This window comes from Vibrio sp. T13N, from assembly GCF_032970445.1.
Classification (GTDB): Bacteria; Pseudomonadota; Gammaproteobacteria; order Enterobacterales; family Vibrionaceae; genus Vibrio; species Vibrio diabolicus.
Genome location: NZ_JAWJYE010000003.1, coordinates 1 through 24,288 on the forward strand (window position 1 = coordinate 1; position 24,288 = coordinate 24,288).

Genomic DNA, 24,288 nt, shown 5'->3' on the forward strand with positions numbered 1-24,288 from the left:
GTTTATCCAAGATTAACTTGTAAAATTTTCACTGGAATTCCAGTCAATTAATGTGGCCGTTATTATAAAGAAATCTTTCCACATCTAACATCACAACTCACGTACTATCCTTGCAATCTCAACTGTATGGTTGATAATTAACCACTCTCAAAGTTATGAAATTGAAAACAATTATTGAACAGAGCTTAGTGCTATCAAACTGTGTTTAAATGCCAATTAATCTTATAAAAACAGTATGGTAAGGAATGATGACTTTTGCCTGCAAAATTTTTTCTGTTTCAAGATAAGAAAATGCTTTAATTTCACAATTTTGGTGATTATGATGCGCGCCTCAAAAGTGAATGGCTAGTGTCACATCAGCTGGGATTATCCCAGCTTGAACGTGGGGGAAATACAGACGTTGAACGCAAAACCGCAAGCAGGAAAGCCAGTTATTCGTTTATCTGGTATTAGTAAAAGTTTCGATGGTAAGGAAATCATCGGTAATTTAAATCTGGATGTTAATCATGGTGAGTTTCTGACGATTCTTGGGCCTTCTGGTTGTGGTAAAACGACAGTTTTACGAATGATCGCTGGTTTTGAAGCGGCGGATAACGGTCAAATCATTTTGGATGACCAAGATGTAACACAGGTTCCTGCTGAGCAGAGACACGTCAACACGGTATTTCAAAGCTACGCACTGTTTCCACACATGACCGTTTTTGACAATGTCGCTTTTGGTCTTCGTATGCAGAAAACGCCTGCAGCAGAGATTGAACCAAGAGTAATGGAAGCATTACGCATGGTTCGTCTAGAAAAAATGGCACAGCGTAAACCGCACCAACTTTCTGGTGGCCAGCAACAGCGTATCGCAATTGCTCGTGCAGTTGTTAATAAACCAAAAGTACTTCTGCTCGATGAATCGCTATCGGCGCTGGACTACAAGTTGCGTAAACAAATGCAGATCGAGTTGAAGCAGCTTCAGCGTCAACTTGGTATTACCTTTATCTTTGTAACACACGATCAGGAAGAAGCCCTATCGATGTCAGACCGCATTATCGTGATGCGTGATGGCGTTATCGAACAAGATGGCTCTCCGCGTGAGATTTACGAAGAGCCTAAGAACCTGTTTGTTGCTCGCTTTATTGGTGAGATCAACGTATTCAATGCAACCATGCTAGAGCGCATCGATGACAAACGCATCCGCGCAGAAATTGAAGGTGTTGAATCCGTCGTTTACTACGATAAGGAAGCACAGAAAGGCGACAAACTACAAGTACTACTTCGCCCTGAAGACTTGCGTATCGAAGAAATCAAAGAGTCTGAAGAAAAAGGCATTGTTGGTCACGTAACTGAGCGTACTTATAAAGGTATGACGTTAGATTCTGTTATCCAATTGGATTCAGGTATGCGTGTAATGGTAAGCGAATTCTTTAACGAAGATGATCCTGATGTGGACCACTCACTTGGCCAGAAAGTCGCTATCACTTGGGTTGAGAGCTGGGAGGTAGTACTCAATGATAAGCAAGAAGATTAATCTTCAGAACGCGATCATTGCCTTAATCGTAGGCTGGCTAACACTGTTTGTGTTGGTACCAAACGTGATGATTATTGGTACCAGTTTCTTAACGCGTGATGAAGCAAACTTAATCGAAATGACATTCACTTTCGACAACTACTTGCGTCTGCTGGACCCACTGTATGCGAAAGTGCTGATGCACTCGTTCTACATGGCAATTGTGGCAACGTTGTTGTGTTTAGTCATTGGATACCCGTTTGCTTATATCGTAGCGAAAATGCCTGAAAAATGGCGTCCGTTTATGCTGTTTTTGGTGATCGTACCATTTTGGACGAACTCTTTGATTCGAACTTACGGACTGAAGATTGTTCTCGGTACACAGGGCATTTTGAACAAGTCGCTGATGGCAATGGAAATCATCGACAAGCCGTTGCGTATTATGTATACCGAAACGGCTGTAATGATTGGTCTTGTATACATCCTACTTCCTTTCATGATTCTGCCGCTTTACTCGGCAATCGAGAAGTTGGACAACACTTACATCGAGGCAGCAAAAGACCTCGGTGCGAACAAGCTCCAAACCATTACTAAAGTAATTCTACCTCTGACAATGCCTGGCATTATCGGTGGCTGTTTGTTGGTTCTACTGCCTGCCCTGGGTATGTTCTACATCTCAGATCTTCTAGGCGGTGCGAAGAATCTACTGATTGGTAACGTAATTAAGAGCCAAGTATTGAACGCTCGTGATTGGCCATTTGGTGCTGCGACCAGTATCGCCCTCACCTTCGCAATGGCGGTCATGCTTTACGCTTACTACCGAGCAGGAAAATTATTGAATAAGAAAGTGGAGCTAGACTAATGGGACGCACAGTTAGATTTAGCTTTATGGCGTTGGTTTATGCATTTTTGTATCTGCCAATCGTTGTACTAATCGTAAATTCATTTAACGCTAATAAATTTGGTATGAAATGGGGTGGTTTCACCACGAAATGGTATGAAACCCTAGTCAACAACGACAGCCTAATGCAGGCTGCATGGCACTCATTGAACGTGGCGGTATTTTCTGCAACAGCGGCTACTATTATTGGTAGCTTAACAGCTGTTGCCCTATTCCGTTACTCGTTCAAAGGCAAAGGTGCTGTAAACGGCATGCTGTTTGTCGTAATGATGTCTCCAGATATTGTCATGGCGATTTCATTACTTGCTCTGTTCCTAGTATTAGGCGCACAGCTGGGCTTCTTTACTCTATTGATTGCCCACATCACCTTCTGTTTGCCATTTGTGGTGGTAACCGTATACAGCCGCTTAAATGGCTTCGATGTGAAGATGTTGGAAGCAGCAAAAGATCTTGGCGCAAGTGAATGGGTTATCTTAAAGCAGATCATCCTTCCTCTTGCAAAACCAGCAGTTGCGGCAGGCTGGCTGCTTAGCTTTACCCTGTCTCTGGACGACGTAATTATTAGTTCGTTCGTAACAGGTCCAACGTATGAAATCCTACCATTGAAAATTTACTCGATGGTTAAGGTGGGTATTTCACCGGAAGTGAATGCTCTTGCAACGGTCATGTTGGTGGTTTCTTTAATTCTTGTCGTAATTTCTCAGTTGCTTGCAAGAGAAAAAGTAAAGTAAAATCCACATCCGTTAACATCACGAAACAGAATGGTTACATGCCATTCTGTTTTTCTATCTACCGTCCAAAATGATTTGGACAACGTTTGGTTTGGAGCTAACGTCAATGAAAAAATGGGCTACTCTATTAGCTGGTAGTGCATGTGCGCTTTCTCTGTTCTCAGGTTCAGCGGCAGCGGACGATAAAGAATTGGTATTTATGAACTGGGGGCCTTACATCAACAGTAATATCCTAGAGCAATTTACCAAAGAAACTGGTATCAAAGTGATCTACTCGACTTACGAGTCGAACGAAACTTTGTACGCAAAGCTAAAAACTCATAACCAAGGTTATGACCTAGTGGTACCTTCAACGTACTTCGTAGCAAAAATGCGCGATGAAGGTATGCTGCAAAAGCTCGATAAGACTAAGCTTAAAAACTTCGGCAACCTAGATAAGAACTATCTAGACAAGCCTTACGATCCAAATAACGACTACTCTATTCCACACGTTGTTGCGATTACAGGTCTAGCGGTTAACGCAGACATGTACGATCCAAACGACTTCCAAAGCTGGGCAGACCTATGGAAGCCTGAGCTTGAAGGTCAAGTAATGCTGATGGACGACACTCGTGAAGTCTTCCACATCGCACTTCGTAAACTCGGCTATTCAGGCAACTCAAAAGACCCTAAACAAATCGATGAAGCGTACGCTGAGCTACAAAAGTTGATGCCAAACGTTCTAGTTTTCAACTCTGACAACCCAGGTGCACCTTACATGTCTGGTGAAGTGGGCGTTGGTATGCTTTGGAACGGCAGCGCTGCAGCTGCTCAAAATGAAGGCCTAAATCTTAAACTCGTATTTCCTAAAGAAGGCGGTATCGGTTGGGTTGATAACTTCGCTATCTCTTCCGGTGCGAAGAACGTAGAAGCAGCTCACAAGATGATCGACTTCCTACTACGTCCAGAAATCGCAGAGCAAATCTCTCGTGATACTGGTTACTTAACAGCGGTAGAGGAATCGAACGCTAAGTTTAAAGATGTTGCACCGCTATTTCCTTCTCAAGAAGATCTTGATCGAGTGGAATGGCAAGATGCGGTTGGTGATCTAACCGTTAAGTACGAAGATTACTTCCTAAAGCTGAAAGCGGGACAGTAATCGAGCTTGTGTAACAAGTCATCGACTAAAAGAAAATAGGCAGCAATACGCTGCCTATTTTTGTAATTGACTGATATAATTATGCGTTGCTAGGTTTATCTGGCTCGATGTCTAGTTTTATCTTCTCACAAAGCGGAGATACAGCCCTCGAGCTAAATAAACAGATTTGTGCTTACTGCGATTTGGATCAACTTGATAACTCCAGCTAGTATTGACTTGTCCAATCGCGAAACAAAACGGAAAACAAATGAAAAGTAAATTCTACGCAAGCGCTCTATGTGCAGCGACGCTCATCGCTACCCCTGCAATGGCTGCTGATCAAGAACTGTATTTCTACAACTGGTCGGAATACATTCCAAACGAAGTTCTTGAAGACTTTACAAAAGAAACTGGAATCAAAGTTATTTACTCTACATATGAATCTAACGAGAGTATGTACGCAAAACTTAAAACCCAAGGTTCTGGTTACGACTTGGTAGTACCGTCTACCTATTTCGTCTCTAAAATGCGTAAAGAAAGCATGCTGCAACAGATCGACAAAGAGAAATTGTCTCATTTTGCCGATCTTGATACTAACTTCCTTAACAAGCCGTTCGATCCGAACAACAACTACTCTATCCCTTACATTTGGGGTGCGACAGGTATTGGTATCAATGCTGACATGCTAGACAAATCATCTGTTACTAAGTGGGATGATTTTTGGGATAGCAAGTGGGAAGGTCAACTAATGTTGATGGATGATTCTCGTGAAGTATTCCACATTGCATTGACTAAGCTTGGTTACTCACCAAACACGACTAACCCAGAAGAAATCAAAGCCGCTTACGAAGAACTGAAAAAGCTAATGCCAAACGTATTAGTATTTAACTCAGACTTTCCTGCAAACCCTTACCTAGCGGGTGAAGTTTCACTTGGTATGCTTTGGAATGGTTCTGCTTACATGGCTCGTCAAGAAGGCGCGAACATCGACATCATCTGGCCAGAAAAAGGAACGATCTTCTGGATGGACAGCCTGGCAATTCCAGCTGGCGCGAAGAACGTTGATGCGGCTCATAAGATGATTGACTTCTTACTGCGCCCAGAAAACGCAGCTAAGATCGCACTAGAGATTGGTTACCCTACTCCAGTGAAAACGGCACACGAACTGCTACCGAAAGAATTTGCTAACGATCCAAGCATCTTCCCACCACAAGAAGTGATGGACAGCGGTACTTGGCAAGATGAAGTTGGCGAAGCGAGCGTAATGTACGATGAGTACTTCCAAAAGCTAAAAGTGAACAACTAATTCGTTAGTTTTAAAGATATGAAAAAGCGGCTCATGAGCCGCTTTTTTTGTTCTTAATGACAAGACAAAAGCTCTCCTCTGTGAGAATTATTACGCTCTTTCTTTTCCTTCTAGAGCCAGTATCTCGTCAACTAATTTTGGAACCTCGACGCTTGCTTTTCCGTAGCGTTTTTCCTCAAATTCACTTTCTACCGCACTAGGCTCGAGGTTAATTTCGATGGTGTGCGCACCATGCATTTTTGCATCATGAACAAAACCTGCTGCGGGATATACGACGCCAGAAGTCCCGATAGAAATAAATAAATCTGCTTCTTCTAATGCTGCGTAGATATCCCCCATTCGTAGTGGCATTTCACCAAACCAAACAATATGTGGTCGCATTTGTGAAGGGATCTGACAGCAATGACAAAGCTCACCAGTCTTAATGTCTTCACTATGTTCTATAACTTGGTTTGATTCACTGCATCTCGCTTTTAAAAGCTCACCGTGCATATGAATGACGTTATGGCTGCCGCCTCTTTCGTGAAGGTTGTCTATATTTTGAGTGATGACCGTCACTTTACCTTCTAACTCGGTTTCTAGGCGGCCCAGTGCCTTATGCGCGGCATTCGGCTGTATCGCATTGTCTTGAAGTTTCTTGCGGCGTTGGTTGTAAAAGTCTTGAACAAGGTCCGGATCGCGAGCAAACCCTTCAGGTGTTGCTACATCTTCAATACGGTGATTCTCCCAAAGGCCATCTTGCGCACGAAATGTTTGAATACCAGATTCGGCCGAGATACCTGCACCAGTAAGTACTACAATATTTCTATAAGGGAAATTCATAACTCATCCTTGCTGTTTTTTCATTAGCTTAACACTGAAAGAATAGCAACAGTAGTAATATGGATTAGACCATGGTCGTAATGGTCACTATTAGAATTACAATTTAAGAGGAACAGCAATGAGACAAGTATCTCTAGCGCTTATATTACTTACGACTTTAGCAGGTTGCCAACTAACCAATGTTGAAGGCGAAGTGGACGACGTAAAAGTAAGAGTCAGCACCAATGACGATAACCATCGTGGTAATGGAGATTTCTGTCCCCCTGGCCAAGCAAAAAAAGGCAATTGCTAAAAGAGCGGCTTTACGCCGCTCCCACATTGGCCTCAATCCTCGTTGGTAGAAGATATTTTATGAATGGCTAGGTCAGCGCCATTGAATTCGTCTTCTTCCGAAAGCCTTAGTCCCATACTGGCATTGATCGCGCCGTAGACTGCAAGCGCCCCAATCACTGCGATAGAAATGCCCAAAAGCGTTCCTAGAAGCTGAACGAGAAAGCTCACGCCACCTAGCCCACCTAACGCGCTTTGACCAAAGATCCCTGCTGCAATCCCCCCCCAAGCACCACATAAACCGTGTAAAGGCCAGACACCTAGCACATCATCAATCTTGGTTTTGTTTTGTAGGTAGGTAAAAAGATAAACAAATAGAACGCCAGCAATCGCACCTGTCACTAAAGCACCGATAGGATGCATTAAGTCTGAACCCGCACATACAGCAACCAAGCCAGCTAGTGGGCCATTATGAATAAAGCCGGGGTCATTCTTACCAGCCAACAATGACGCGACAATGCCTCCGACCATTGCCATCAATGAGTTCATAGCCACCAAGCCACTTATGCCTGACACGGTTTGAGCTGACATGACGTTGAAGCCAAACCACCCCACACATAAGATCCAAGCTCCCAAAGCCAAAAACGGAATATTCGAAGGTGCAAAGTTGGTATGCTTTCCTGCTCGAACTCTGCCTTTTCTCATGCCCAAAAACACAACGGCAACCAACGCTATCCAGCCGCCAACACCATGTACAACGACTGAACCTGCAAAGTCGTGAAAGCCATAGCCAAAGGTATTTTCAAACCAAGCTTGAACACCAAAGTTTCCGTTCCAGATCATTCCCTCAAATAACGGGTATACGATGCCGACAGTGAAAAATGTTGCGATTAGAATCGGATAAAAACGAGCTCGCTCTGCGATACCACCAGAAACAATAGCAGGAATCGCTGCAGCGAAGGTCAGCAAGAAAAAGAACTTCACCAACTCGTAACCATTGCCTTGAGATAACGTCTCTGCATCAGCAAAGAAGGTGCCGCCATAAGCGACCCAGTATCCAATGAAAAAATACGCAATGGCGGAAATACCGAAATCGGCCAAGATTTTAACTAAAGCATTAACTTGGTTCTTTTGGCGCACGGTTCCTACTTCAAGAAAAGCAAAACCAGCATGCATCAAAAAAACCATGATTGCGCCAAGTAGTAAGAAAAGTGTGTCGGAACTTTGCGTGAGAGTTTGTACAGCGCCGTGTACCTGATTGGCAGTTACACTCATTATGATTGTCTCCGTTGATCTGTAGCGCACTTATCCTGTGCATCAAAGTTAGGCTCATCACCAATTTGGTGAACTTAATTTATAGAGCGTCTAACAGAGCAATTCTCATTCCATAATTTACATTTCTAACACTTACACTTTAATTTATTGTTTTGTATGAACTTTAATAAAATTAGGCATTCTTGAAATGGTGCTTAACACGCTAATAAATGCACCAATATGGTTTTAGTGCACCAACATAATGCGCACCATATAGCTCAACAAAACGTAAAAGCCACCTCATGAGAGGTGGCTTATATACTGAATTGCTAACTAAAGGAGTTTATCGAGTGATCTTCCCTGCTTTTACTTCTTCTAGCCAACGCCCCTCGACGAGATAAGGAGGAAGCCAACCGGTTTTAATAGATAAACGGTTGCCTTTGTCGTACCACATACAGGCCATGCCAAGAAGAGGGACAGATATGAAAGTTTCTATAGAAATCAAGTCCTCTGGTTTATCAAGCCTCATTTGGTATTGCTCTTGGAACTGTAGGTTCTTAACTAATACCTCTTCAAAGTCATAACCGATGTCAGTTGTCAGGGCAGCAAAAGTTTCCAAAATACCCATGGCGATTTCTAACGCCCAATCATCACCCTGAGCAACTGCCGCGTCCATCGCGGCCACCAGTTTATCAGGATAGTCCGATGTGCGATTATGAAACGACTGGATGACATCTACTAACATGTAAGACATCTCACCCGCTTTAGTAGAGCTCTGTCTCATCAAAGAAATCGGAAAATTCGCCAATGCGTCTAAACTTGGCCAGTCACGCACAATTGCCGATATAAAATACATATCAATCCATCTATTAGGATTTATGCACCCCGTTTTTAAAATACCTTCCCCGTCCCACTTTACTTCAGGATAGTCGAGAATCTTTATAGTTAATTCATCATTGGGATTCCTAGCAAGTCGATGATAACAAGCGCCCATTAGAGAAGTTTCGTAAAGACGCAAGGTACATATTTGCTCATCTTCATGTGAGGCTTGAAACCAGGTATACCAGCGAACCTGGTCAATGGCAAAATCACCAAGACTCACCAGGTTTTCCCGCCTGATTTTAAGACCTTCTTTTCTGTTATCTAAGACCCGGTTTATAAATTTTTTCCGATTCACAATGGCTTGAGTGTCAAGTTCAGGATTTGCTTTGCGCTCTACAATTTTGACCGATTCTTTACTTTGCATTTTACTTTGGTCCTTGGGAATCAATTTTAAACTCTGCCACTTCTAGTTTTACGTCCGAGGCCTTTCCACTTTCAAGGATGCTCGCTTCAGTATGTATATATCGAATAGGTCTGCCGGAGAAAGCGGCGTATTGAATTTCGTCGGCAGCTAATTTTTCAGTCGTTCCTTCTTTATTCTCTGACATTAGCTTAACTATTTCCGCCGCATATTTACTTGTCCCTTGCTGATATGCTTCATTGCCAATTTTACGACTGCCGAGTGGGCTGCTGCCACCCTTAGCCTCGACGATGATGATTTCTCCGGGATCGGGCTCCTCTACAAGGTACACCATATCGAAATCGCCCGGTTGTAAGAAACACGCAATTATTCTTTAGGGGACAACTCATGGTTTAGATGTCATGCCGTGGAATTCTGGTCACAAAAATGCCAAGCGTAACGCGACAAAGCCACCGATAATGATGACCTTTGTTTATAACGTTCCCTTTGAGCCCTATCGGGTAATCTTTCCGGCTTTCACATCCTCCAGCCAACGTCCTTCAACGAGATATGGAGGAAGCCAACCGGTTTCAACAGATAAACAGTTACCTTTGTCGTACCACATACAAGCCATGCCAAGCAGAGGGAAAGAGATGAAGGTTTCGATTGAAATCAATTTTTTAGGAGCATCCAAGCGCATTTGATATTGCTCCTGGAACTGCAGGTTCTTAATGAGTACCTCTTCAAAGTCATAACCAATATCAGTTGTCAGGGCGGCAAAGGTTTCTAAAATGCCCATGGCGATTTCTAATGCCCAGTCATCACCCTGAGCAATTGCAGCGTCCATTGCTGCAACTAGCTTATCAGGGTAATCCGATGTGCGGTTGTGGAATGACTGAATTACATCCACTAACATGTAAGAAAGCTCACCTGCCTTAGTGGCGCTTTGCTTCATTAGAGAAATCGGAAAGTTCGCCAACAGGTCCATACTGGGTTTGTCACGCACAATCACCGAAGTGAAATAAGCATCAAGCCATCGGTTAGGGTGTAAACACCCCGTTTTTAAAATACCTTCACCTTTCCAGGTTACTTCCGGGTATCCAGGTAATTGAATACTTTGAGGCTCGTCAGGTCTCATGGCGAGCTGATGATAAAAGGCACGCATTAATGATGCTTCATACAGACATAGTGTACCGGTTTGTTCGTTTTCGATTGAATGTGGAAGCCATGTATACCACCTCACCTGCTCAAACGCTTCATCGCTTAAAGCAACTAAGTTCTCTCTGCGAACATTGATTACGTCTTTACGCATATCAAGGTCTCGATTAATATCAGAGCTGTAACCTTGGACTAACTCTGGGGTCAGTTTCGGATTAGCATTTCGCTCAATTCTAACTTTTCTAGACATTTATAACTCCCCTAAATCTATTTTAAATTCTTTGCCTTTAACCTTTGAAACCTGTCCCGCGTCATAGATTGCCGTTTGAGTATGAATGTACCTAATAGGTCGCCCTCTCTTTAACGCTAGTTTTATTTCCGTTGCCGCTTCCCACTCTGTTGTACCTCGCTCATTCTTAGACATCTCACCAATAATTGCTGCTGCATATTCAGTTGTCCCTTGCTGATATGCCATATTTCCAATTTTACGGCTGCCCAGCGGGCTGCTGCCTCCCTTAGCCTCGACGATGATTATTTCTCCGGGATCGGGCTTCTCTACAAGGTACACCATATCGAAATCGCCCGGCTTCGAAATTGATGTTCCAATATCTTTGGGATGAAGCAACTTAGCATTAGGGCGTTTACTCCGGACAAAGTCATCCGCGGCCAACTCACCAATTTTTGCAGATTGTTGGTTAATATTGCCGATTTGAGCGTTATATCCCTCTTCGCCAGCTCGAGCGTCCATAGCCTTTTGACGCTCTTTCAAACATTCATCAATTTTTGCTTTGTTTCTTTCTGTTAGCTCATAACCACTCGTATTGAGTTCAGAGTTTTCTTTATACTTTGCTTTGTTCAGCACAAGATCTTCAGTGAAGATCGTGCAACCTTCTTCCCCACCAACTTTCTCTGAGTCAAAAACATGCGCATTTACAAATTCCTCAATCCCAACAACATACTGCACTTCGTGTCTGCTGCCATCTGAATGATTGATATGACGATAAAAAGTAATCTCGTTTCTCTCACAATCAATATGGTCTAAATCGTATTCATATCGAATATGATTTTTACCTTTGGGTTTGCGGATTTTGACTTGCGAGCGAACACCATCTTCTCCGACGGATGACTCTTTTGCAGCTTCTAAAATCTGATCGCAAACCTCTTGGGGAACGTTGTTTTGCGCCTGATACTCAGCCAGCATTTGTTGTAAGCGTTTTAGCCCTTCTTCACACAAGAAGCCTGTTGGGTCAATCCACTGGATAGGGTTGACTGCATATTGGTAATGATTAATACCACCAGCAATAGATATCGGATCTTGTTGGATGAAACGTCCTAGCTTAGGGTCGTAATACCGAGCGAGGTTGTAGTGTAAGTCGGTTTCTTGATCGAAATACTGCCCTTGAAAACGCAATGGATTTGCGACATTTTCAATATGTACATGAGCAAAGCCGTGACCATCGTAACTGGCACTCCATACAACATTCCCCTCGCAATCGATCAGTCGCTCTGGTTTACCAACTTGATCGCACTGGTACCAATAAATAACGCCATTTTCTAGCAGTGCCACTGGCGTGTAGGTTTCTGGTTGATATAGGTACCAACGGAAAGCACCTGAAGAGCGTTCACCAATTAAACGTTCACCTTCCCACAGGAACTCCGTAACGCCTTGTTGTGTAATTTTCTTCGTTCTGCGCCCTAATGCATCATATTCATATTGACTGATACCATCGTCGGTGTGAACTTCAATGAGCTGATTTAACGCATCAAATACGCGAGTCTGAACGTGTCCTTGCCCCTCACGTTTTGTCTGATTTCCTTGCGCGTCATATTTGAACCGGACATTATCGTGTACTTCAATACGATCAGCGAATACCTCTGAAGATGGCAAAGTAGGATTGCCAAAACTATCGTATTCAAACTTAGTCACTTCTCCGGAAGCATTGACTCGTTTCAGTTGCCCTAAAGCATCGTACTGATAATGCGTTGCTCCTGCCGTATTATCAATGATTGATGAAATACGGTTTTGCGCATTGTAAACGTACTTTTTCTCTCTATCAGGCCAATGTTGTTCGACCAAACGACCAACACCATCATAAATGATGCGCTCATTAAAATGTGCCGTTTCAATTTGGGAAACTCGTCCTATTTCATCGTAATGAAATTTGATTTGAGGTAAATCTAGGTTTCCAAACCGAATCGCTGAAAAACGCCCATATCGATCATAAGAGAAGTTCAGCTCCGTATTATCTGGCAGTACCTGAGATACGCGTTGGCCAACTCTGTTAAACTCCTGCGCTATCTCAAACTGACCTTGAATGCGCTTTGTTAAATGCCCGAATGAAGAGTATTGGTATTGCAATGTTTGATGGCGATTGGATGCGAAAGTAAGTCGCCCACCAAGCGTATAATTGAAGTGGTTCTCTACAATACTGCGACCATTTCCTGCTTTGACGTGCTTGAGATAACCCGCAGCGTCATATCGGTACAGCACAGTCCTATCGGCGACTTGCTTACGATGGATCCGCCCCATATCGTCATAATCAAATTGGCTGTATAGATTATCAAACCCGACAGTTCCTGATAGCTGGCCTTCATCGTCATACAGAAATTCGAATTCTAAGCCGTCACTCCGAACTAATTTAGTCAGGTTACGTTGTTGATCGTATTCGTAAGAAATGTGGCTGCCATCGGGAAAGATGACTGCTTCTTGTTGTGCGAGTGCTCCCCATTGATACGAGGTAATGCCTGTTGGAGTTCGAATCTGAGCAACACGGCTGTGCTCATCGTAAGAATATTCTTCGCTATAACCGACTTTGTCTTCGTCGTTAAAATAACGAACCGATGTACGCCTGCCAAATTGATCATAAGCGAGTTGAGCAATACACCCATCGGGATAAGCGACGCCATTCACTAGATCGTCTTCGTTGTAGCTGTAACGAAGTAATATACCATCTATTTCATTCGCGATAAGTCTTTGTTGTTCATCCCACCACCACTGACTTTTCTTACCATCTTCAGACTCTTTTTTGACGACTTGACCGTGTTTATCGTAATCATATTCCGTGACACAGCCGAACTGATCGGTATCCCAAACTCTTTGACCGAGGCTATTGTAGTAAGCCTTCTCGATATCCCCGTCAGGTGAAACCGTTTTAACTAACTTACCTAAGCCGTCATAACCATATTGAACTTCTTTGCCAGAGGAATGAAACTTAGAAACTAATTGACCATGCTGATTATATTGATAATTGACCGTTGACTGATCAGGATAGATAGCTTGTGCTTTTCGTCCTAATTCATCATATTGCCATCGCCAAGTTTTACCTGTGGGGCTTATTTTCTCGAGCAAGTTACCCTGCTCGTCATGCAAGAAAGACCATTGATGATCTAACGAGTCAGAATAAGAAGAATGATTTCCCTGATAATGGAAGCGATAGTCATAAATTCCTGCGTCCCCAACGTTCCTGATGCATTTCGCGTTAGCACCTTCGCCATCCCATTCAAAATAATGAGTAAAGCCAGTTGGTCGTACACGCTTAACAATTAAGTGGCCGCGGTATTGATACTGTTCCTTCAAGCCCAAATGATTAGTTGCACTGACCAAATCATCGTGCTCATCATAGGTATAAGTTGTCAGAACTTTTTGGGACTTTGCATTAAGCAGTTCTACAAGGCGTCCTTGCTTATCATATTGACATTCAAGAACCGGACGCTTGTTGTATGCAATCTCGATCAATCGATGGTTTCGAGAATACTGCAGTTGAAACGTTGAAAACGTGCCATTTCTGACTTGTTTAACAAGCCAACGATCATCTTTCTGTTCAAATCGATATTGATGCCCATTAGCGAGCGTCACGATCCGAGTTGCTGAATTTAGGAAATAACAGCTCGCACCAGCGTATATCTGGTAACTTGTTGCTCCAGTATCTACTGGCTCAAATTCTGTGATATCTGCCTTATCGTCAACAAACTCCCAAGCGATAACGTTGTCTTTCTCGTCCGTCTTCTCGTGCAATTCAAACTGAAATGCATGTCTCCAACCAAAGCCCATTCCATGATTTACATCCGACTGCGAAGAGCGATAAGTACGCTGCCAAGTAGTACCTTGTTGTAGCGCGATATCATAGAGTTCGAGAATTTCTTCACCCGTCACAAGTGATACAGGATCACCGGCTTTCTCATGTTTTTCGCTACTTTGTTGCTGAGGCTTAGCAGATGCGGCACTTCTTCCACTCTTTTTATTCGACTTCCCCTTCGATGGTTTTGCATTGACGGTATTTTGAGCCGGTGGAGGCGTAACCGCTGACGAGAGTGCGTAGTTTTCTCCAGTCGGTAAAATTCGAGCGACATGCAAGTCACCGTTCACCAAAGCATTGGCAAACGTTGAATTATAGTGTTGGGAAGTAAGCTCACCGTCAGGTATGTTTGGCTTGAATTGACCAATCAAATAGAACAAGTCTTCGACAGAGCGAAGGTCAAGCTCACCAAAGCTCTCAAGAAACTCTATTGCCTCTTGTTTGGTCACGAATGTTTTAGGTTCGCCGCTAGTAAGTAACTGACCTGAGAAGTGATAGCTTTCGCCAAAGCGATTCGTGATAGGAATGACGAATTGAGGGATCATAGCCGTAACGTGTTTGTCCTTTTCTTACCTTGCCGCATCATTTAGTGCTCGTTTCGCTCTTCTTATTTGTGAGAGCAAGATGCCTTAATCAAACATCCTCCGATAGAGATTCATCTGTATGCGTAGACTGAATGTATTGATGGCAATTTTCACGTATGCAACTCTTTGAATTTCTGAGCGCAGCGTACTTTAACGGGACGATGAATCCTGAGTAAATGAACAATAGCGTGAGTGAGACTAATGTCTCATCGCGACGCGATTTTTTTACATGTTTCTTACTTAACTATGATTTTCTGCCCAGTTACGTAAATTCACTCAATAAGTTGCATCAAGTATCACTTGTGGGACTCAGTGCTTCATATTTGAGACATGACAGCAACAAAAAAACCGCCTATTACGGCGGTTTTGCTTAAAGAATACTGATTAAAGGTTTGGACCTGTCGATGGTCTGTGTGGTTGGTTATTGCTCAGTTGCTGCATCCCTTGAAACATTCGCATAAACCACACCAAGATGGCTAATGCAGCAAACACCATCCCTACCCAAGGAATAAAGTAAGCGATGGTTTCAAGCAAAGTACTATGCAACCAATAATCACTCACGCCAACGAGTACACCGTTAGAAGTCGCGACGGTGACGATCAACACAACAAAAAACGTCAGGTAGAGGAAGAAGGTGCGAATTAAACCGTAGTAATGAGAAATCACTACGTCGCTGTCTTCTCCCTTATCTAATCGGTAACCCGCATAGATAATTGCGATAACGCCTGAGATCAGAAACGTAAACGGGGTCAGACAGCTCAGGATGTACGCAACCCAAATCCCGTTATGAGGTTTGTTCATTCGCTTTCGCTCCTTTTGCTTCCGTTTGTGCCGTATTTGATTCGCCCATTGCTTCTTTGGACTTCACTTCCTCATACCAAAGATCGTGGTGTTCTTTCGCCCATGTCTCGTCAACTTCACCAGTCACCATGCCTTCTAACGCACCTTCCATACCGAATAGACCAATATAGATGTGGAAGATAAAGCCACAGATTAGAATCAGTGCCGAAATCGCGTGAACTAAGTTAGAAAGCTCCATGTCACGGCGAGTTTGGCCAAAGATAGGAAAATCTAGAACTAAGCCACTCACTGCCGCGATAGCACCAAAGAAGATCAATAACCAATAGATTGCCTTCTCGCCACCGTTTGAGAAACCAGCTGACGGATGTGTGCCTTTGTGTTTACCAACCATACCGCCCATTTTCATGAACCAACGAACATCAGTCATGTTTGGAATCGACTTGCGCCACCATTTAAAGAGCACGAGCATCAGCAAAATGAAGAACAATGGCCCCATGTAATTGTGGTACTGCTTCGCCAACATGACGATAAAACCCCAGAACTCAGTAGGAACATACGGTTTTAAGAAGTGCTTACCGTAAACCAGCATCAAACCACTGAATGCCAACGTTAAGAATGTAAACGCCATACTCCAGTGAAGCGCGCGGTCTAAACGAGACCAACGTTTCATCTTTTTGCCAGTACGCGGCTTGCTTAGCATCAAAGGGCCAACGAATACGTAAGCCATGATTACCATTGCAATACTGCCGAAAATCGCGACAGCACCCGCAGGAGACATCCATTTCTCTTTTAGAATGTACCAAGTCTCACCAGGTTTACTGATTAATACGCCATGTTCTGGCGATTGAGACGTGGTATAACCCTCTTGCCCCTCTCTGACCTCGCGCCAATAGTCTGCCCCGGCGAGTTGCGTGATCTCCTGTTGAATAACTTTAGAAGATTGTTCCTCTGCTGAAGCAGGCATTGCGAAAGTCAGCAGCAATGCCGTCATCATTGACAGCATTGCTAGAGACGCACGTTTAAGCGTGTTTAACATGTGCCTCTCCTTACTTAGCTTTTCGTCGCATCGTAAGAAAGATCGTTTCCGTCTGTCCAACCTGCGTTTTTCGCGCCGCGTTCTACCACACGTTGACGGAAAATGTCAGAGACTTTCTCTGCGTCACCCGCAAGCAGCGCTTTGGTTGAACAAAGCGATGCACACATTGGTAACTTGCCTTCTGCGATACGGTTCGCACCGTATTTTTGGCGCTCTTCCTCAGAGCCAGGCTCTGTTTCTGGGCCGCCCGCACAGAAAGTACATTTATCCATTTTACCACGTTCACCAAACGCTTCTTGTTTAGGGAACTGAGGTGCGCCAAACGGACAAGCAAACAAACAGTAACCACAACCGATACACAGATCTTTATTGTGAAGAACGATCCCGTCTTCGGTATGTTCAAAACAGTCTGCTGGACAAACTGCCATACAAGGCGCATCGGTACAGTGCATACAAGCAACAGAGATGGAGTTTTCACCAGCTTCACCGTCGTTCAGTGTTACCACGCGGCGACGTTGAATGCCCCATTCAAGCGCATCGTCGTTTTCGTTCTTACATGCAGTAACACAGCCGTTACACTCGATACAGCGTTTGGTGTCACATAGGAATTTCATTCGTGCCATTGTCAGACTCCTTACGCTTTACGAATGTTACATAGGGTTACTTTGGTTTCCTGCATCAAAGTAACAGGGTCGTAACCGTAAGTGGTTGCCGTGTTGGCGGCTTCGCCAACAACATAAGGTTGAGTGCCTTCTGGGTATTTAGGACGTAGGTCTTCACCTTCGAACTTACCGCCAAAGTGGAACGGAATGAACGCCAAGCCAGGTTTCACACGACGTGTAACCATCGCTTTCACTTTGATGCGTCCCTTCTCTGCACCTTCAACCCAAACATCATCACCATCTCTAAAGCCAAGATCGTTCGCGTCTTTCGGGTTCACTTCGACAAACATTTCTTGTTGAAGCTCGGCAAGCCATGGGTTTGAACGCGTCTCTTCACCACCACCTTCGTATTCAACCAGACGGCCAGAAGTCAGAACGATTGGGTACTCGCCCGATTTGTCTTGCTCTTGAATTGATTTATACAACGTAGGAACACGGAAGATTGCATCTTTGTCATCCCAAGTTGGGTAATCCGTTACAAGGTCACGACGTGGTGTGTACAGTGGTTCACGATGCAGTGGTACGCGGTCTGGGAACGTCCAAACAATCGCACGCGCTTTCGCATTACCAAATGGAATACAACCGTGCTTGATCGCGACACGCTGAATACCGCCAGAAAGGTCAGTCTTCCAGTTTTTACCCTCTGCTGCCGCTTTCTCTTCAGCAGTTAGATCGTCCCACCAACCAAGTTGTTTCAACAACTTGTCAGTGAACTCTGGGTAACCGTCTTTGATTTCACAGCCCTTAGAATAGCTGTCTTCAGCAAGTAGGTTCTTGCCTTCAAATTCCACACCAAAGCGCGTACGGAAGTTACCGCCACCTTCTGCAACCGTCTTAGACGTATCGTACAGAATGTGCGTGCCTGGGTGTTTCATTTCCGGTGTACCCCAACATGGCCAAGGCAGACCGTAGGTTTCACCGTTTACAGGGCCACCTTCCGCTTCCAATGTGGTTTTGTGGAACGTATGCCAGTTTTGTTGGTGCGCTTTCAAACGCTCTGGGCTTTGGCCTGTGTAACCAATCGTCCACATGCCTTTGTTGAATTCACGCGTTAGGTCTTCAATCACCGGCTGGTTGTTTTCAACACGGATATTTTTGAACAGAAGATCTGAATAGCCCAGTTTCTTCGAAAGCAGGTACATGATTTCATGGTCAGGTTTTGATTCGAACAAAGGTTCAATCACCTGATCACGCCATTGTAGAGAGCGGTTAGAAGCGGTAACACTGCCGTATGTTTCAAACTGTGTTGTTGCAGGAAGCAAGTAAACGCCGTCGGTACGGTCGTTCATTACCGCAGCAACAGTTGGGTATGGGTCCACAATCACCATCATGTCCAACTTCTGCATCGCTTTTTTCATCTCAACACCACGTGTTTGAGAATTCACTGCGTGACCCCAGTAGAACATTGCACGGATGTTTTCGCGTTGACGAATGTTGTCTTTGTTTTCCAGTACGCCATCCACCCAACGAGATACAGGAATACCTGCACTGTGCATTGGTTTTTGACCACCGTAAGCGTTGTCATCGAAACGACCTTTAATCCATTCGTAATCGATTTCCCACACTTTTGACCAATGACGCCAAGCACCTTCAGAAAGGCCGTAGTAGCCCGGTAGCGTGTCAGAAAGTACGCCAAGGTCGGTTGCGCCTTGTACGTTATCGTGACCACGGAAGATGTTTGCGCCGCCGCCTGATTTACCAATGTTACCAAGTGCTAGCTCAAGCACACAGTAAGCACGTGTGTTGTTGTTACCGGTAGTATGCTGAGTACCACCCATACACCAAACGATACAGCCTGGGCGATTTTCAGAAAGCAGTTTTGCTGTTTGGTAAACGTCTTCTTCGCTTACGCCTGTTACACGCTCAACTTCTGCTGGCGTCCACTTCGCTACTTCAGCACGGATTTCATCCATACCGAATACACGTTGACGGATGAACTCTTTATCTTCCCATTGGTTTTCGAAGATGTGCCACAACACACCCCAAATGAATGCTACGTCAGAACCAGGACGAAGTGATACATAGTGATCAGATTTCGCCGCCGTACGAGTACGACGAGGATCCGCTACGACGATCTTACAGTTGTTCTTCTCTTTCGCGATCAGAATGTGCTGCATCGCTACTGGGTGTGCTTCAGCTGGGTTTGAACCAATGAACAGCATCGACTTACAGTTGTGCATGTCATTGAAAGAGTTGGTCATCGCACCGTAACCCCAAGTGTTCGCTACACCCGCCACGGTTGTTGAGTGACAAATACGCGCTTGGTGGTCAACGTTGTTAGTGCCCCAAAGTGATGCCATTTTGCGGAACAAGTACGCTTGTTCGTTGCTGTGCTTTGCGCTTCCCAAGAAGTAAACCGAATCAGGACCCGACTCTTTGCGGATGTCCATCACCTTGTTACCGATTTCTTCGATCGCTTGATCCCAAGAAAGCTTTTTCCACTTACCGTTTTCAAGCTTCATTGGGTATTTAAGACGGCGCTCACCGTGGCCATGTTCACGTAGTGCTGCGCCTTTTGCACAGTGACCACCGGCGTTAAATGGGTGGTCGAATGCAGGCTCTTGACCCGTCCAAACACCATTTTGAACTTCTGCGTAAATACCACAACCCACTGAACAGTGAGAACAGATAGTACGTTTCACTTCTGTTTTCGCTTCTGGATCGACGGATTTTGCTTGCGCTTTTTTCATCATCCCCGGTGCGAATAGACTAGCACCAACCACTGCGCCACCAGCGGCAAGCGAAGTGTTTTTCATGAATGCACGACGAGATACGCCAAGCTGGTTTGTTTCTTTGCTCACACTGTCGGAGCGTTTGACAAGTTTCATCCGTTATCTCCTAAAGTGTGTCGTAGTAATCGCGAATGTGTTGAGTTTCACGATACCCTTTCTTCTTCACGTCTTTTTCAGAAGGCTCAACCGTTTCTGAAGCAACGGCCACTTTCGTGGTTCCCGCAACAACAGCACCAGCAACGGCAGCGGTTGTGAAGCCTTTTAGGAGATCCCTACGGCTTGTGTTTATTTCTTTATTATCTTTCATCATTGCTTCCTTACCTTACGGTAGATCTTTGGAGACTCATGCCTCTCTATCGATATGACCAAGTACTGCTCGATTACTCGTAATCAGTGACGTTTTTCACATCAATTTTTAATTTGCTCTTACTGCTTTTGGTGTTCACGCTAAAGCGCACTTGCTCTAACGTTAAAAACGCATCGCAAAGCTGTGCAGCTGGCTTGTAGAAGTTCACGCTTTCTGCGTTCTCTAGTTGGCGCGTAAAAGATTGGAACCAAGGGGCGATGTGTTTATTAAACACCGCTTGTTGAAGTTCTTCCTCTTCACCCGTCAGCATTGCCATCACTTCGCACAGTGCAGAAATATGGTCTTCAGGCTCTTTCACGTTCTCTTCTCGTTCGATGCCTAAAAGATCCAAATCGCGACGAATTTCCGCTAACGGTTTTTCCATCATCGAGCCAGTGCGATGCCAAGATCCGAATGGCACAACTTCACCACGTCCAATGCCAATAAACAGATCTTGATATTCTTCTTCTAACGCTTCTCGCTGCGCTTCGTTCGCGGCTTGTTGCAGTGCGAGCCAAGCTTTTTGCATCGCGCTCTCAGACGGTTCAATTTCTAGCGATTTCAGGAACGCCAGCATTTCATCACTTGGCGCACTACGAAAAAGTGCGGATAGAACGAGATAAATGTCTGTTCTCAGTGTTTGTTCTTGTTGTGTATCCACTGCGAGCTCCTAGTATTTCAATTGATTCATTGGATCAGCAGCCATCGATTCAAACATGTCGATCACACGACAGTCCTCACACATGGCGATGCGATTAATGGCGGCTTCATCAGAGAAATGAGAATGACCACGAAGCTTGTTTTGCAGCATGTCGATCATCGATTGCGGAGCAAAAGGCTTGTGACAGCGAATGCACTCGGCTGCCTTTTCTTCATGAATCACAACCGCTTTCTGGCGTTCTTCTTTCACCCAGTTCATACGAGGAGTAAGCGTCAGCACTTTCTCTGGACACGCTTTCTCGCACAGCCCACATTGAATGCAGTCTTGCTCGACGAATTTAAGCGACGGAGATTGGCCGTCCGTATGCAATGCACGTGTTGGACACACCGCCACACAGCTCATGCACAACGTACAATCTTTGCTTTCACAAGAAACCGTGCCGTAAGGTGCATTCGCTGGCAGTTCAACAATGTTCTCAACTGGAATACGCGATGCTGACAACGCATCCAACGCCGTAAATAGACGCTGACGTTTGTTACCTTGCAAATCACCTAATGCCAAATCAAAAGGCTCGGTACAAAGTGTCGGAGCACCTTCACGTAGTGATTCTAGATACAGAATGTCGATGGTTTCTTTGGCGATACCAAGCTGGTCGAGCAGCTCTTGAGCAATACCTACTTCGCTATTCAGCACACGAATAATGGTTTGAGGCATAAAACGCGAAGCCGCAAACAGCACCTGAGTGGCACCGTTCACAAGCGCGGCAAACCAAGTATCTATACCAACCGAAGGCAGTTCTTCCACCACAATGGGAATCACATTATCTGGCAGTGCTTTTAGTGCCATCACGTTGTAGCTCTCGTGGCGAGAACTACAAATCAATACGATAGGATCTAAACCACCCGCTTGCTCATAGTTGGCTAGCGTACGTTCAATAAACTTTTGCGTATCTTCGGGGTTTGGCAATGTGTAATGAATCGCTTCTGTCGGACACGCTGTAGCACAAGTACCGACGCCTTGACATAGGTATGGGTTGATCTCGATGCGATGGCCCGTTTTGTCGCTGCCTTCACTAGATAGTGCCCCTGCCGGACAAGCATCCACACACCGTTCGCAACCTTTTACGCCACGAGAGCTGTGTGCACATAAATCGGTATCTAAACGGAAGAATTTCGGTTTATCGAACGTCCCCATTAAGGTTGGAATCTCTTCCAACGCTTCAGCCAGTTTCGGATAGCCACGACCTACTGGGTAGTAGCCCGGTACTGGGACTTCTTCCGACATGCAGCTGTTAAGGCAAAGATCGAGTACGATATCGAAACAATCGCTATTGATCGCGACCTTGGCAAGATTGTTGGTCGAACCATGATTTTCAATCAGAACTTCAAACGTACCTAAGAACCCTGAAACCTGAACCGAATTGGCGTAATAAAGCTCGGGATTTGTGCCCTTTTCGCCATCGGTAGAAAGCAGCGTTAGGCTGTTCATTTGCGACAATTGCGCTGCCGCACTTTCGATGATTGCCGTTGGGCCCACAATCAAAGTATTACCGCCGCTTTCATAGCTTACGGTTGGTGGAATAAGATTGGTCAACTCTACGGTATTTTCGAAAGCGTACAGCCTCGCTTTACCGTTATTGGAAGTTGCTTGTTCTAATAATTGTTTCAGCATTGCTCAATTCCATTTATGAACATGGATAGTCTTTTCCATCTCTTAGTGTAGTTAGCGCCGGAGATTCTGCTGATTAACTTATCAATGAGCATTCTTATTCCGCCATCTATAGGCGATGAATACTACGCAGTGCGTCCGTGCTAACTTCAACCAGATTGGTATTGAGCAACAAAAAGCAAATGTCATGCCAATAAAATATCAATTAAAATTCAATCACTTAGATATTTTACCGACAAATAGTAGGGATAAAAAAACCGGTTGAGACATTTTGTCCCAGCCGGTTCATTGAGTGTTTAGTCAAAATGTACCTATTCTTTGTGTGGTATATTTTGTCTCACCTCGTTAGGCGGTGATTCCTCAGCAAAAGTATCACTTTCACCAGATACTGTATTTATATACAGTTCATTTTCATCTTGGGTAATTCCGGCACTTTTTTCGGCGTTTAGTTCTGAGTCTTCAACCACCTCAGATGCGATATCGTCAGCGTTAAGTTCAGATCCTTGCGCCGTTTCAGTGTCTGGTTCTTCTTCCACTTTTTCTTTAACCCAATCACGCAGCGTCTCTGCGACGTCTTTAGAAAGTGACTTTAAGTTACTGTAATCATCATCGTAATCGTCTAGGCCATCACGCACGTTAAATTCTTCGGACAAGAACATTTTGCGCAGCGCGGCTTTCTTAACACTTTCTGAAGCTTCAGAAACCAGCAGTTGCGCCACAGACATTTCTTCGGGCTTTTCAGTCTCTACACTCGCGGTAATGTCTGGTGACTGACTAACCTCGTTGACGTTCAAAGCGTCTGAGCTTTCGTCAGCGTTTGAAAGCGCTGTGACACTATCTTCGGATTGCTCCGTCTCTGCTATCGGCGTGATCTCTTCATCATGTTGGGAAGATTCTTCTAATTTACGTTTCGACCAACGGCTTAAAAAACTAGTTGCCATTTGCTCTGCCCGCTCCTTTGCGTTTCTTACGTCTTACTTCTAACAACTCACCGTGGCGACCGATGAAGGCTTCCATCCAAGCCTGAACGGCTAACGGCATATCGTTGGATAGTACAAGGTTGTCGCCATCCATATATTGCGCCGCGACAGATTGTGAAGCCGTTAGTAGCTGTATCGCTGGTTTTTCACCAGACTCGACGTTATCCATCACTAAAAAAAGTTTAGGTTGCTGAGAGCTTAAGTTAAAGCGGTAGTCTGTACGCTCGTCTTTGTGCAATTGCAACAGACAAACATCTGGAGTCTCTTCCGTCGGATTTAGCGCAAATCCCGTCAACTGCCATTGGGTTGTTACCCAAATCCCTGTACTGATCTCATGCTCAACAAGCTCTACGCCAATTGGCCATGCGTCTTCGGTCTTCTCGTAATTGTTCTCGAAATCTTTCTTATCCGACATAACTCACCCAGTTTTTCTATTTTGGTCTGAAAGCAATCAGGACACTTTGAC

The 24,288-nt window shown here is 44.6% G+C and carries 20 protein-coding genes and 1 pseudogene; 6 read left to right on the forward strand and 15 right to left on the reverse strand.

The genetic code is table 11. The features are described 5' to 3' along the window. Positions 1-400 precede the first annotated feature (400 nt). From potA to R2S67_RS05500, 5 genes are all read left to right on the forward strand, one after another. Complete coding sequence (gene potA / locus R2S67_RS05480; protein ID WP_005396475.1) at positions 401-1,516, forward strand: spermidine/putrescine ABC transporter ATP-binding protein PotA; 1,116 nt, start codon at positions 401-403, stop codon at positions 1,514-1,516. Then, positions 1,497-2,357: a spermidine/putrescine ABC transporter permease PotB gene (potB, locus tag R2S67_RS05485; RefSeq protein WP_012841831.1), complete on the forward strand. Its 861-nt coding sequence runs from the start codon at positions 1,497-1,499 to the stop codon at positions 2,355-2,357. The genes potA and potB overlap by 20 nt, the downstream gene beginning before the upstream one ends. Beyond that, positions 2,357-3,127, forward strand: coding sequence for a spermidine/putrescine ABC transporter permease PotC (potC, locus tag R2S67_RS05490; protein WP_005396472.1), 771 nt, complete (start codon positions 2,357-2,359; stop codon positions 3,125-3,127). The genes potB and potC overlap by 1 nt, the downstream gene beginning before the upstream one ends. Before the next feature lie 106 nt (positions 3,128-3,233). After that, positions 3,234-4,265 (forward strand): extracellular solute-binding protein, encoded by a 1,032-nt coding sequence (locus R2S67_RS05495; RefSeq protein ID WP_048626389.1) that lies wholly within the window; start codon positions 3,234-3,236, stop codon positions 4,263-4,265. Positions 4,266-4,512: 247 nt separating this feature from the next. Further along, positions 4,513-5,550 carry an extracellular solute-binding protein gene (locus tag R2S67_RS05500; RefSeq protein ID WP_005396470.1) on the forward strand — a complete coding sequence of 346 codons (1,038 nt, stop codon included), beginning with the start codon at positions 4,513-4,515 and terminating at the stop codon, positions 5,548-5,550. Positions 5,551-5,640: 90 nt separating this feature from the next. Here R2S67_RS05500 and cobB read toward each other — a convergent pair whose 3' ends face one another. Continuing rightward, positions 5,641-6,372, reverse strand: a complete 732-nt coding sequence (gene cobB, locus R2S67_RS05505) for a Sir2 family NAD+-dependent deacetylase (RefSeq protein ID WP_005396469.1) — start codon at positions 6,370-6,372, stop codon at positions 5,641-5,643. 118 nt (positions 6,373-6,490) lie between these two features. On the opposite strand from cobB, the gene R2S67_RS05510 reads away from it, so the two are divergent. After that, a complete protein-coding gene (locus R2S67_RS05510; protein WP_012841833.1) occupies positions 6,491-6,664 on the forward strand; it encodes a hypothetical protein in 174 nt (57 codons plus the stop codon). Between the two features lie 32 nt (positions 6,665-6,696). On the opposite strand, the gene R2S67_RS05515 is transcribed toward R2S67_RS05510, so the two are convergent. The 14 genes and pseudogenes from R2S67_RS05515 to R2S67_RS05580 form a co-directional block, all read right to left on the reverse strand. After that, positions 6,697-7,917, reverse strand: a complete 1,221-nt coding sequence (locus R2S67_RS05515) for an ammonium transporter (protein WP_114322338.1) — start codon at positions 7,915-7,917, stop codon at positions 6,697-6,699. Positions 7,918-8,239: 322 nt separating this feature from the next. Further along, entirely contained in the window at positions 8,240-9,142 is a 903-nt protein-coding gene (locus R2S67_RS05520; RefSeq protein WP_317342740.1) for an immunity 49 family protein, read from the reverse strand. Between the two features lies 1 nt (position 9,143). Then, a pseudogene (locus R2S67_RS05525) lies at positions 9,144-9,491 on the reverse strand (hypothetical protein); the annotation flags it as partial. A gap of 141 nt (positions 9,492-9,632) precedes the next feature. Then, a complete protein-coding gene (locus R2S67_RS05530; RefSeq protein WP_317342743.1) occupies positions 9,633-10,526 on the reverse strand; it encodes an immunity 49 family protein in 894 nt (297 codons plus the stop codon). Beyond that, the gene (locus R2S67_RS05535; RefSeq protein WP_317342745.1) at positions 10,527-14,897 is read right to left on the reverse strand and encodes an RHS repeat-associated core domain-containing protein; all 4,371 of its coding nucleotides are present in this window, start codon (positions 14,895-14,897) and stop codon (positions 10,527-10,529) included. It lies immediately after the preceding gene. 423 nt (positions 14,898-15,320) lie between these two features. Then, the gene (locus R2S67_RS05540; RefSeq protein WP_053807413.1) at positions 15,321-15,737 is read right to left on the reverse strand and encodes a hypothetical protein; all 417 of its coding nucleotides are present in this window, start codon (positions 15,735-15,737) and stop codon (positions 15,321-15,323) included. Then, on the reverse strand, positions 15,721-16,773 hold the full coding sequence (locus R2S67_RS05545; protein WP_317342746.1) for a formate dehydrogenase subunit gamma: 1,053 nt from the start codon (positions 16,771-16,773) through the stop codon (positions 15,721-15,723). Before R2S67_RS05545 ends, R2S67_RS05540 begins: the two co-directional genes overlap by 17 nt. 14 nt (positions 16,774-16,787) lie before the next feature. Beyond that, positions 16,788-17,396 (reverse strand): formate dehydrogenase FDH3 subunit beta, encoded by a 609-nt coding sequence (fdh3B, locus tag R2S67_RS05550; protein ID WP_005377536.1) that lies wholly within the window; start codon positions 17,394-17,396, stop codon positions 16,788-16,790. An 11-nt stretch (positions 17,397-17,407) separates the two neighbouring features. Then, on the reverse strand, positions 17,408-20,263 hold the full coding sequence (locus tag R2S67_RS05555; protein WP_317342748.1) for a formate dehydrogenase subunit alpha: 2,856 nt from the start codon (positions 20,261-20,263) through the stop codon (positions 17,408-17,410). Positions 20,264-20,273: 10 nt separating this feature from the next. Continuing rightward, a complete protein-coding gene (locus R2S67_RS05560; protein ID WP_005396171.1) occupies positions 20,274-20,474 on the reverse strand; it encodes a twin-arginine translocation signal domain-containing protein in 201 nt (66 codons plus the stop codon). A 73-nt stretch (positions 20,475-20,547) separates the two neighbouring features. After that, positions 20,548-21,174: a molecular chaperone gene (locus tag R2S67_RS05565; RefSeq protein ID WP_005495048.1), complete on the reverse strand. Its 627-nt coding sequence runs from the start codon at positions 21,172-21,174 to the stop codon at positions 20,548-20,550. 9 nt (positions 21,175-21,183) lie between these two features. Further along, positions 21,184-22,845 (reverse strand): 4Fe-4S dicluster domain-containing protein, encoded by a 1,662-nt coding sequence (locus tag R2S67_RS05570; protein WP_218743269.1) that lies wholly within the window; start codon positions 22,843-22,845, stop codon positions 21,184-21,186. A gap of 308 nt (positions 22,846-23,153) precedes the next feature. Then, positions 23,154-23,783 (reverse strand): DUF3306 domain-containing protein, encoded by a 630-nt coding sequence (locus R2S67_RS05575; protein ID WP_317342750.1) that lies wholly within the window; start codon positions 23,781-23,783, stop codon positions 23,154-23,156. Further along, positions 23,773-24,237, reverse strand: a complete 465-nt coding sequence (locus tag R2S67_RS05580) for a DUF3305 domain-containing protein (protein WP_005396177.1) — start codon at positions 24,235-24,237, stop codon at positions 23,773-23,775. The genes R2S67_RS05575 and R2S67_RS05580 overlap by 11 nt, the downstream gene beginning before the upstream one ends. Between the last annotated feature and the right edge of the window lie 51 nt (positions 24,238-24,288).